The sequence below is a fragment of the Burkholderia sp. 22088 genome (assembly GCF_052045915.1).
In the GTDB taxonomy this organism is placed as follows: Bacteria; Pseudomonadota; Gammaproteobacteria; order Burkholderiales; family Burkholderiaceae; genus Burkholderia; species Burkholderia cepacia.
In genome coordinates this window covers 197,525-208,465 of record NZ_JBQEPY010000010.1, presented here as the reverse complement: position 1 = coordinate 208,465, position 10,941 = coordinate 197,525, and the positions used below count along the sequence as shown (strand labels likewise).

10 protein-coding genes are annotated in these 10,941 nt (G+C 68.7%); 5 read left to right on the top strand and 5 right to left on the bottom strand.

Translation table 11 applies throughout. The features are described from left to right. Nucleotides 1-20: 20 nt before the first annotated feature. Together ACTJLD_RS20780 and ACTJLD_RS20775 are read right to left on the bottom strand one after the other, a co-directional pair. Complete coding sequence (locus ACTJLD_RS20780; protein WP_175755157.1) at nt 21-761, bottom strand: sulfite exporter TauE/SafE family protein; 741 nt, start codon at nt 759-761, stop codon at nt 21-23. Between the two features lie 195 nt (nt 762-956). After that, a complete protein-coding gene (locus ACTJLD_RS20775; protein ID WP_440659528.1) occupies nt 957-1,988 on the bottom strand; it encodes an aldo/keto reductase in 1,032 nt (343 codons plus the stop codon). Between the two features lie 138 nt (nt 1,989-2,126). Here ACTJLD_RS20775 and ACTJLD_RS20770 point away from each other — a divergent pair, with 138 nt between their 5' ends. Beyond that, on the top strand, nt 2,127-3,038 hold the full coding sequence (locus ACTJLD_RS20770; RefSeq protein ID WP_048022506.1) for a LysR family transcriptional regulator: 912 nt from the start codon (nt 2,127-2,129) through the stop codon (nt 3,036-3,038). 43 nt (nt 3,039-3,081) lie between these two features. On the opposite strand, the gene ACTJLD_RS20765 is transcribed toward ACTJLD_RS20770, so the two are convergent. Further along, nucleotides 3,082-4,236, bottom strand: a complete 1,155-nt coding sequence (locus tag ACTJLD_RS20765) for a porin (RefSeq protein ID WP_059697457.1) — start codon at nt 4,234-4,236, stop codon at nt 3,082-3,084. 380 nt (nt 4,237-4,616) lie between these two features. Between ACTJLD_RS20765 and ACTJLD_RS20760 the strand changes: the two genes are divergently transcribed. Together ACTJLD_RS20760 and ACTJLD_RS20755 are read left to right on the top strand one after the other, a co-directional pair. Next, nucleotides 4,617-5,714 carry an OpgC domain-containing protein gene (locus ACTJLD_RS20760; protein WP_027791907.1) on the top strand — a complete coding sequence of 366 codons (1,098 nt, stop codon included), beginning with the start codon at nt 4,617-4,619 and terminating at the stop codon, nt 5,712-5,714. A 61-nt stretch (nt 5,715-5,775) separates the two neighbouring features. Further along, a complete protein-coding gene (locus ACTJLD_RS20755) occupies nt 5,776-6,708 on the top strand; it encodes an alpha/beta hydrolase (RefSeq protein ID WP_060061555.1) in 933 nt (310 codons plus the stop codon). Nucleotides 6,709-6,831: 123 nt separating this feature from the next. Here the strand turns inward: ACTJLD_RS20755 and ACTJLD_RS20750 are convergent, their stop codons facing one another. Continuing rightward, on the bottom strand, nt 6,832-8,046 hold the full coding sequence (locus ACTJLD_RS20750; protein WP_440659527.1) for an FAD-dependent monooxygenase: 1,215 nt from the start codon (nt 8,044-8,046) through the stop codon (nt 6,832-6,834). 166 nt (nt 8,047-8,212) lie between these two features. Here ACTJLD_RS20750 and ACTJLD_RS20745 point away from each other — a divergent pair, with 166 nt between their 5' ends. Both ACTJLD_RS20745 and ACTJLD_RS20740 read left to right on the top strand, forming a co-directional pair. After that, the gene (locus ACTJLD_RS20745) at nt 8,213-9,157 is read left to right on the top strand and encodes a LysR family transcriptional regulator (RefSeq protein WP_301826976.1); all 945 of its coding nucleotides are present in this window, start codon (nt 8,213-8,215) and stop codon (nt 9,155-9,157) included. Nucleotides 9,158-9,284: 127 nt separating this feature from the next. Continuing rightward, complete coding sequence (locus tag ACTJLD_RS20740) at nt 9,285-10,043, top strand: SDR family oxidoreductase (protein ID WP_322074077.1); 759 nt, start codon at nt 9,285-9,287, stop codon at nt 10,041-10,043. A gap of 77 nt (nt 10,044-10,120) precedes the next feature. Here ACTJLD_RS20740 and ACTJLD_RS20735 read toward each other — a convergent pair whose 3' ends face one another. Continuing rightward, nucleotides 10,121-10,906 carry an AraC family transcriptional regulator gene (locus tag ACTJLD_RS20735; protein ID WP_027791912.1) on the bottom strand — a complete coding sequence of 262 codons (786 nt, stop codon included), beginning with the start codon at nt 10,904-10,906 and terminating at the stop codon, nt 10,121-10,123. Nucleotides 10,907-10,941 lie beyond the last annotated feature (35 nt).

Here is a 10,941-nt window from a genome sequence, read left to right as displayed (position 1 = left end):
CGCTCGCCGGCGATGCCCGCTCACCGCCACCCCGAAACCGCCATGTACGCGCCGAGCGCGATCAGCCCGACGAAGAAGCAGCGCTTGAACGCCTTCTCGCTCATCACGCGCCGTGCATATTGCCCGCCGGCCATACCCGCCAGCGCCGGCACGAGCGCGAGCGCCGACACGCCGAGATCGACCGTCTCCAGCGCACCCGTCACGCGCAACTGCAGGCCGAGCACGATCGTCGACGCGGTGAACGACAGCCCGAGCGCCTGGATCAGGTCGTCCTTCGACAGCCGCAGCGCCTGCAGGTACGGCACGGCCGGCACGACGAACACGCCGGTCGCGGCCGTCACGACACCCGTCAGGTAGCCGACCACGGCCGACAGCCATTTTTCGTGGCACCCCGGCGCGGGCAGCCGCGCGGCGGCGAGCCCCCACAGCCCGTAGAGGATCAGCACCACGCCGAGCGCCGCATGCGTCCAGGTGCTGCCCGCCGCGAGCGCGGGCAGCCCGCCCGTCAGCGTGCCGATCGTCAGACCGGCGAGCAGCGGCCACAGCCGGCGCAGCAGCGGCCCGAACGACGGGCCGAGCCACAACTGCCACACGTTGGTGATGAACGACGGCACAAGCAGCAGGCTCGCGGCGGCCGACGGCGGCATCGCGAGCGTCAGCAAGCCCATCGCGATGGTCGGCAGGCCGAGCCCGATCATTCCCTTGACCGCGCCGGCCAGCAGGAAAACCACCGCGACGATCGTCAGCGTATCAATGTGCATGAAAGGCATTCCGTCCGGATGAGTACGGCGCCGATCGTGAACCCCGATCGCGCCGCCCGCCATCTGGCTTTGCCTGAGGCTGGCTCGGGCCGGCCGCGCGGAACCGGCGCGGCCGGCGCGCGCGCACATTCGCACACCGCGCCGCCGCCGTCCGGCGCACGCCTGCCTTCGTTCAACGCAGGTCGCGTGCGCCGGCTACCGGCCCGGTCGATCAGTCCCCGTGAATGTCCCCCGTCCCTGCTCGCTGTCGAGGTGAGCCATCTGTGCGGCCGGATAACGCTCACCGGCAGCCGCCCCGGCGGGAACCGCCGCTTCGATGCGCGCGATGTCATCGACCGTTAGTTGCATCTCAGCCGCCTGCAGCGCGTCCTGAAGCTGCGTGCGCTTGCGCGCGCCGATCAGCGGCACGATATCGCCGCCGCGCGACAGCACCCACGCGATCGCGACCTGCGCGGGATTGCTGCCCTTCTCGTCGGCGATGGCGCGCAGCGCGTCGACGAGCGCGAGGTTGTGCGCGAGGTTCTCGCCCTGGAAGCGCGGGCTCGCCGCGCGGAAATCGCGCTCGCCCTGCCGCGCCGTGCTCCAGCGCCCGCCGAGCAGCCCGCGCGACAGCACGCCGTAGGCCGTCACGCCGATCCCGAGTTCGCGGCACGCGGGCAGGATCCCGGCCTCGATACCGCGCGACAGCAGCGAATATTCGATCTGCAGGTCGGAGATCGGCGCGACGGCCGCCGCGCGGCGGATCGTGTCGACGCCGGCTTCCGACAGGCCGACATGGCGCACGTACCCGGCCTTCACGAGATCGGCGATCGCGCCGATCGTCTCCTCGATCGGCACCGCCGGATCAACGCGCGCCGGCCGGTAGATGTCGATGTAGTCGGTGCCGAGCCGTTTCAGCGAGTACGCGACGAAGTTGCGGATCGCCGCCGGCCGCGCGTCGTAGCCCGCAAACCCGCCGGCCGGATCGCGCAGCGCGCCGAATTTCACGCTGATCAGCACCTGGTCGCGTGCCCGGCCGCGCAGCGCATCGCGGATCAGCATCTCGTTGTCGCCCATTCCGTAGAAATCGCCGGTGTCGAGCATCGTGATGCCGTGGTCGAGCGCCGCGTGCAGCGTCGCGATGCTCTCGGCGCGATCGGCCGGCCCGTAGAAGTCCGACATCCCCATGCAGCCCAGCGCGAGCGCCGATACCCGCGGGCCCGACCGGCCCAGTTCACGTATCTCCATGTCCGTTTCCTCGAGTGATGAATCAACAGGCCGGATTCTGGGCGCATCGCGACGCGCGATAAATGCGAAACACTCCACCAAACCATTCGACGCTGATTAACAATGGAGCCTGTCCATCCGCCCACACCCCCGCCCCGCATGGATCATCTGCATGCAATGCGCATCTTTGCGCGCGTCGCCCATCTCGGCAGCTTCACGAAAGCGGCCGAGCAGTTGCAACTGCCGCGCCCGACGGTCAGCAACGCCGTCCAGTATCTGGAAAAGCACCTGAAGGTCCGCCTGCTGCAGCGCACGACGCGGCGCGTCGCGCTGACGGCCGAGGGGGCGACCTACTACGAGCGCTGCATGCGGTTGCTGGCCGATCTCGACGATGCGGAAACGCTGTTCGAGGACGCCGGCGCGACGCCGCGCGGCGCGATCCGCGTCGACCTGCCGGAGCGCTTCGCGGTGAACCAGATGATTCCGGCGCTACCGGATTTCCATGCACGCTACCCCGACCTGCGCGTCGTGATCGGCACGACCGACCGCTTCGTCGACCTCGTCGCCGACGGCATCGACTGCGCGGTGCGGGTCGGCACGATGTCCGACACGTCGCTCGTCGCGCGGCGCATCGGCGAGCTGGCGCAGATCAACTGCGCGGCGCCCGCGTATCTGGCGCGCCACGGCACGCCGCGCTCGCCGGACGAGCTGCCGGACCACGTCGCGGTCGGCTATTTCTCGAGCCGAACGGGCCGTGAGCTGGACTGGGAATATGCGGACATGGATACGGGCGAACTGCATGCGGTCAAGATGCGCAGCGTCGTGTCGGTCAACAGCTCGCAGGCGTATCTCGCGTGCTGTCTTGCGGGCCTCGGGCTGATCCAGGCGCCGCGCGAAGGGCTCGGGCCGCTGCTGGCGGACGGCTCGCTGGTCGAGGTGCTGCCGGAATGGAATGCAGAGCCGCTGCCCGTGTCGGTGGTGTTTCCGACCGGGCGGCATCTCGCGCCGCGCGTGCGGATTTTCGTCGACTGGCTCGCGGAGACGCTCGGCGGCCCGTACCGGGCGGGCTGACGCGGGCTGGGGCCGGGGCACCGGCCCCGGCCGGTCGAAACGCTCAGAACTTGTGGCGGATCGCGGCGCGCACCGCGAACTGGTTCGACGACGCCGACGGGCCGTCCGTCCCGACCACGTAGCCGCCGTCGGCCGCGGTGCCGGTCTTGTCGCCGGCAACCTTCTGCCATGCGCCCTGCAGGTAGACGTCGGTGCGCTTCGACAGGCTGTAGTCGGCCATCAGGCCGACCGTGTGGTACTTCGGCTTGAACGATCCGGCCGCGGCATCGAACTTGCCGTCCGTGTACACGTACTGCGCGCCGAGATAGAAGTCGGGCGTGAGCTGGTACTTGCCGTTGATCTCGAAGTTCTGGAACTTCGTCGCGGTCAGCCCGAGGCCGGCGAACGTCGAAGCCGGCAGGTAGACCGTCGATACCGGATTCTTCACGTCCGTCTTCGTATAGACGAAACCGACCGTGGCCGGGCCGAACGTGTAGTTGACGCCGCCGCCGAAGATCCGCAGGCGGTCGGCGACGAAGTTCGCGTCATCCGCGGTGATCGCGCCCGCGCTGCCGACCCCCGGGTTGTTCGCCTGCAGGTACGCAGCCGCGACCTGCAGCCCGGCCAGCGAATACTGCGCACCGAGGCTGTACTGCCGGTTGTTCGAGAAGCCGGTGCTGTTGCTGAAGCTGTACGTGCCGCCGAACGTCAGGCCGTTCCAGTCGGCGCTCGCATACTTGACCGTGTTGTTGACGCGGAACGAGTTGTCCGTGTTGTCGTTGTCGAACGGGTGCGAGAACAGCGTGCCGCCCCAGTTGCCGTTGGCCGTGAGCGGCGCCAGATAGTCGACGACGGAGTCGTACTGGCGGCCGAAGGTCAGCGTGCCGAAGCGCGACTCGGAGAGCCCGACGAACGCCTGGCGGCCGAACATGCGGCCGCCCTGCCCGAGCCGGCCGTTGTTGACGTCAAAACCGTTTTCCAGCGTGAAGATCGCCTTCAGCCCGCCGCCGAGATCCTCGCTGCCCTTCAGGCCCCAGCGGCTGCCCTGCGCGTAGCCGCTCGCGAGCTGGTAATTCGACTTTCCGACCCCATTCACATTCACGTTGTTCGTGTAGTTGAAGCCTTCGTCGATCACACCGTACAGCGTCACGCTGTTCTGGGCGAAGACCGGCGCGGCGAAAGCAGCCAGCGCAGCGGTAAAAAAGACGTGCTTCTTCATGACCAATCTCCGGAGCCGGGGCCGGGCGTGTCGCGCGCCCGGCGAATGTTCGATCTGTTGTAGGTGTGGCCCGCAGGGCGGACGACGCGGTGTGCGGCCGCGTGAGGACAAAATGGTGTCACGTCGCAAACCGTCCGTCCATCGGGGCATGTGAACCCTGCGCAAAACGTTGCGCTCGTCCAACTGCCCCGTCGCGCGGACGGCCTGACCCGGCTTATCGGCAGCGGCGGGACGCGCCGCCATCCGCGTAAACCCGAGCCCTGGCGCATCGGTGGCACAATGCGCATCCGTTCGTCATTTCTTCACGAATTCATGCTTCACCCCGATTCATGCGCGGCGTGTGCCGGCCGCGCACGCGGCCCGCGCCGGAAGGCGGCCCGATGACCGCGCCGGCCCGGGCCGGCCGCTACGCCGAGCTCGATTTCTTTCGCGGCCTCGTGCTGCTCGTCATCGTCGTCGACCACATCGGCGGCAGCATCCTGTCGCGCGTGACGCTGCACGCGTACGCGCTGTGCGACGCAGCCGAGGTGTTCGTGTTCCTCGGCGGCTTCGCGACCGCGATCGCGTACAACTCGCTCGCCGAGCGGCACGACGAAGCCGCCGCGCGCCAGCGCTTCATCCGGCGCGCGTTCGAGATCTACCGTGCGTTCCTCGTGACGGCCGGCCTGATGCTGCTGATCACGGCCGTGCTGAACGCGTTCGCGATCGACGGCCCGAACATGCCGACCAACGACCTCGACGGCCTGCTCCACAAGCCGCTCGCCGCGCTGCGCGACATCCTGCTGTTCCGCCGCCAGCCGTACCTCGCGTCGGTGCTGCCGATGTACGCGTTCTTCGCGCTGCTCGTCCCGCTCACGCTGCCGCTCGCACGCACGCAGCCATGGCTGCTGCTCGCGTTCAGCGGCTCGCTGTGGTTCGCGGCGCCGCATGTCGCGCGCTTCCTGCCGACCGTCGAAGGCGCGCCGTGGGACTTCAACCCGTTCGCGTGGCAGTTCCTGTTCGTGCTCGGCGTGATCGCGCGCTGCCAGCCCGTCTACCAGACGCTCGCGCCCAAGCCGCAGGGCTGGCTGCTGACGGCCGTGTCGCTCGCGATCGTCGCGGCCGGCGCGTATTACCGGCTGCGCATCGAACCGTTCCCGACCGATCCGTCGATCAAGCAGAACCTCGGCGCGCTGCGGCTCGCGAACTTCCTCGCGATCGCGTGGCTCGCGGCCAAGCTCGTCCACCTCGGCTGGATGAAGAAGGTCGCGCACGCGATGCCGTGGATCGGCACGATCGGCCGGCAGGGGCTGCTGTGCTTCGTCGCGGGCACCGGCATCTCGCTCGCGGTCGATTCGCTGCTTTACCAGGCGACCGAGGGCTATCTCGACGTGAAACTCGGGCTGACCGCCGACGTCGTCGCGATCGGCCTGCTGTATCTCGTCGCCAAACTCTACGGGCCGCTCGTCGCGCGGCTGCCGTTCCGATCGCGGCGATGACGCGCCGCGCCGTCATGCGCCGCTGCTACGATAGCCGGCGCCTCTCCTGAAACGATTCGACATGCGCCGACTCGCCCTTCCGTTCGCCCTCGCCCTGATCGCCGGCTCCATCGCCACCGCCCGCGCCACGCCGCCCGCGCCGGCGGCATCGCCCGCGCCGCCGCCCGCCGTCCAGACCGCGACGACCCCGTCGGCCGCCCAGGAGCCCGCGCTCAATCCGGGCAGCAGCGTCGTGCTGCGCACGTTCCGGTCGGCGTCGCTGAAGCGCGACTGGTCGTACACGGTCTACCTGCCGCCCGGCTACAACCCGGAAGGCGCGCGCTACCCGGTGATGTACCTGCTGCACGGCAATGCCGGCAACGCGAACGACTGGGTCACGCAGGGCCGGCTGCAGGCCACCGCCGACACGCTGATCGAGCGCCGCGAGATTCCGCCCGTCGTGATCGTGATGCCGCAGGGCGGCACCGACTGGTACGTCGACCGCAAGGAGAAGATGCAGAGCGCGTTCCTCAACGACCTGCTGCCCGAAGTCGAAGCGCACTTCGCAGTGTCGAACCAGCGCGCGGGCCGAGCGATCGGCGGCGTGTCGATGGGCGGGTTCGGCGCGCTGCGCTTCTCGCTGCTCGAACCGGGGCTGTTCTGCGGCGCGATGCTGCTGAGCCCCGCGATCTACGCGAACGAGCCGCCGCTCAATTCCGCCGCGCGCTACGTCGGCGTGTTCGGCGACCGGCAGTTCGACCCGCGCGTGTGGCACGAACTCAACTACCCGGCACTGATGCGCGGCTATTTCGCGCGCAGCTGGCGAATCCCGATGTTCATCGCGGCCGGCGACGACGACCTGACCATCCAGGCCGAATCGAGCGTGCTGTACACGCACCTGCGCCGCGCGCAGAACCCGGCCGAACTGCGCATCGTCGATGGCGGGCATACGTGGGACGTATGGCGCGGGCTGCTCGGGACGGGACTGAAGTACGCGCTCGAGTGCGTGAAGTGACGGCGGGCGGGCGCTACCCCGCCCGTTTTCACCCGGCGCGACGGTGACCGGCCGGCCGCAGGCCGGCGCCCTGTCTCATGCGCCGCGCACGCCGTCCCGGCGCGCCCGGGCCTGACGGCGGGCTCAAAGCCACGTGCCGCCCTGGCGCTCGTCCGGCTCCCCGGCGAGCGCATCGAAATCGTGAATCCAGTCCAGGTGATGCAGCACGCTGTCGCGCTCGGCCAGACGCGCATTGCGTGCCTGCGCGGCCGGCCCGTCGGGCAGGTGCAGCACATCGGCCACGGAAATCGACGCGTACTGCACCTTGCGCGTGCGGCCGCGACGCAGCCGCTCGTACGCTTCCTGCGCCTCTCGCCAGTTGCCCGGCCCGGCCTTCGCCAGTTGCGCCGCCAGCACCACCGCATCCTCGATCGACTGGTTCGCGCCCTGCCCGTGGTGCGGCACCAGCGCATGCGCGGCGTCGCCGATCAGCGTCACGCGCCCGCGGCTCCAGCGGCCGAGCGGCGGCCGATGGAACAAGCCCCAGCGCTGGCTGATCGGCACAGCGGTGATCATCTGAACCACCGCCGGATGCCAGTTCCTGAATACACGCAGTTGCTCGCCCTCTTCCGACGGCATCACCCAGTCGCGCGACGGCCACGGTGACGGATGACGCTCGACCAGCAGGAAATTCTGGTCGCCGCCGGCGCCGATCGGATAGTGCAGCAGGTGCCCGTGCGGCCCGATCCAGTATTGCAGCGCTTCGGGATCGGGCAGCAGGCTCAGCCGCGCGGCCGGCACCACGCCGCGAAACCCCGAACAGCCCGAATACAGCGCATCGTCGTAGCCGAGCATCCAGCGCCGCGTGATCGAGCGCGCGCCGTCCGCGCCGATCACGAGATCGGCGTCGATGCGCACGCCGTTGTCGAATGCCAGCGTGACGCGATCGGCGTGCTGCACGAGATCGGTCAACCGGTGGCCGAGATGGATGCTGTCGAGGCCGACCGCCTTCGACAGCAGGGCCTGCAGATCCGCGCGATGCACGCCCCAGTACGCGCCGCCGAATTGCCGGCGATAGTCGGGTTCGCCGCGATGATGGCCGATCAACGCGCCGCTGCGGCCGTCGCGATAGACGAGCCCCGGGATGTCCGCGCACACCGCGTCGAAGGCCGCACGCAGGCCCATGCGTTCGTAGAAGCGCGTCGCATTGGCCGACAGCGCGACGGCCGCGCCGACTTCGCGCAGCACCTCCGTCTGTTCGTAGATCTGAGCGTCGATGCCGTGCTCGCGCAGCGCGAGCGCGAGCGTCAGCCCGCCGATCCCGGCGCCGACGATCGCAATCTTCAGGTTCGTCTGCATGATGAAGGTGTCTCCGATATTCCGATGTGGGGTGTGCGACGTGCGCAGCGGCCATGCCGATTGCATGGGCCGTACCGGTATTCTCGGGAGCCGACTTTCATTCCACAATAAAATGAAATGAATCTGCATCATCACTGGATGCAATGAACCGGGCGAGGCAAAACCCATGGAACTGAGCGATATCGACCTCAACCTGCTGCTGCTTTTCCAGCGGCTGATGCAGGAACGGCGCGTGTCGAGCGTCGCCGAGCAGATGAACATGAGCCAGCCGGGCGTGAGCAACGCGCTCGCGAAGCTGCGCCGCCGGCTCGGCGATCCGCTGTTCGTGCGCGGGCCGGGCGGCGTGGTGCCGACGCCGTTCGCGCTGCGCCTGGCGGAACCCGTGTCGCACGCGCTCGCGACCCTGCACGCCGCGCTCAATCCCGAGACCGGTTTCGATCCGCTGCGCGCCACGCGCACGCTGACGATCGGCATGACCGACATCGGCGAAGTCGTGTTCCTGCCCGCGCTGCTCGAACACCTGTCGCAAGCGGCGCCGGGCATCGCGCTCAATACCGTGCGCAACACGAGCATCAACCTCGGTGACGAAATGGCCGACGGCCGCGTCGATCTCGCGATCGGCCTGCTGCCGCAGCTCAAGGGTGGCTTCTATCAGCGCCGGCTGTTCGATCAGCGTTATGTGTGCCTGTTCCGGCGGGGGCATCCGCTCGAGGACGCGCCGCTGACGGTCGACGCATGGCGCAATGCCGAACATCTGGTCGTGGTGTCGGCCGGCACCGGTCACGGGCAGGTGGACGAATGGCTGAGGCGCCGCCGCGTGGCGCGCCAGGTGCGGCTGACGGTGCCGCATTTCATGAGCGTCGGCTACATCCTGCAGCGCACCGACCTGATCGCGACGGTGCCCGAGCATCTCGCGCAGCAGCTCGCCGCACCGTTTTCGCTGGGCTGGCGCGCACTGCCCGTCGCGCTGCCGGGGACGCCGATTCACATGCTCTGGCATGCACGGGTCAATCAGGACGAGGGGAACCGGTGGCTGCGCGACGTCGTGGTCGATCTGTTTGCGCAGACCGGCACGCGGACACGAAAGGCCGCGCCCGGCCGGACGAAGTAGTCAGCCGAACGTGCGTTGCGATGTCGCCCGGACATGCGCACCGCGCAATTCGACTACATTGCCGGATGCGGCGATGATCCCGGTCATCGGCCGCCTCGCCTTCTTTCAACCAGCAGGAAATCAAGCCATGTCTGTCTCGAAGAAATTCGCAGCCATCACGGGCGCCGGCTCCGGCATCGGTCGCGCAGCGGCCGTCGCGCTCGCCCACGCGGGATTCACCGTCGCGCTGCTCGGTCGCACGGAGGCCTCGTTGCGCGAAACGCAGGACGCGATCCGCGCCGCCGGCGGCGACGCGCACGTGTTTCCTGCGGACGTCACCGACGAAGCATCGGTCGACCACGCGTTTGCGCAGATCGCGCAGCAGTTCGGCCGGCTCGACGTGCTGTTCAACAATGCCGGCCGCAACGCGCCCGCGGTTTCCCTCGACGAATATGAATTCGATCTGTGGAACAGCGTCGTCGCGACGAACCTGACCGGCGTCTTTCTGTGCGCGCGGGCCGCATGGCGCGTGATGAAAGCGCAAACGCCGCAGGGCGGCCGAATCATCAACAACGGCTCGATCTCGGCGCATGCGCCGCGCCCCGATACGATCGCGTACACGGCCACCAAGCATGCGGTGACCGGAATCACCAAGGCGCTGGCGCTCGACGGCCGCCGGTACAACATCGCGTGCGGCCAGATCGACATCGGCAACGCCGCGACGTCGCTGACGGAACGGATGACGCAAGGCGTCCCGCAAGCCGACGGCAGCCTCGCGCCCGAGGCGCGCATGGACGTCACGCACGTCGCGAACGCGATCGTCCAGATGGCGAACCTGCCGCTGGATACCAACATCCTGAACATGACGATCATGGCGACGGCCATGCCGTTCGTCGGGCGGGGGTAAGCGCGCGGCGAGGAATCCCGATCGGGCCGCATGTGTCCGGCGCGCTGCGTCGCCGGGCCGGCCCGAATCGTGCCTGTTCAGCTCGCTGCGAGATATCGCTGCGGCGATTCGCCCGTGATCCGTCGGAACATGACGATGAACGCGCTCGCGCTGCGATACCCGAGATCTTTTGCCACCTGCGCAACCGACTGGCCGAGCGCGAGGCGCGTGATCGCTTCCGCGACGCGCATCTGCTGCCGCCAGGCCACGAACGTCAGCCCCGTCTCGGCATGCAGCCGGCGCGCGAGCGTACGGCCGCTCGCGCCGAATTGCTCGCCCCAGAAGTCCAGCGTGAGATCGCTCGCGGGGTCGTTCATCATGTGCTCGCACAGCTTGAGCAGGCGCTCGTCGCGCGGCAAGGGCACACCCGGCTCGGCGAGGCTCGGCGTTTCCGCGAGCACTTTCATCAGCAACGACGCGGCGAGCCCGGCACGGCTCGTGGCCGTATAGGTATCCGCCCCGTCGACCACCGTGAGCGCGAGTTCCCGCAGCAACGCCGACACGGCGATGACCGCCGGCTCCTCCCAAGGCCACGGAAACACTTCGGGTTCCACATAGACGCTGCATAGCGCGGTGTCACCCACCGCGTGCAGTTCGTGATCGACGTCCGACGGCAGCCACACCGCCCGCGACGGCGGGAGCGTCCATGTGCGGGCCGGCGTGAGCACGCGGACGACGCCCTTCGCTGCAAAGACCAGCTGGCCATGGCGATGCTGATGCCAAGCCACGCGTTCGCCTTGACGGTAGTTCACGAGGGTCGCGGCCACCTGGCGCGGCAGCGGCACCCGCGCCAGCGGATAGCGCTTGAGCAGAAAGGCCTTCATCGGAGACGTTCGAAAGGAAGTGCGCCATGATATTT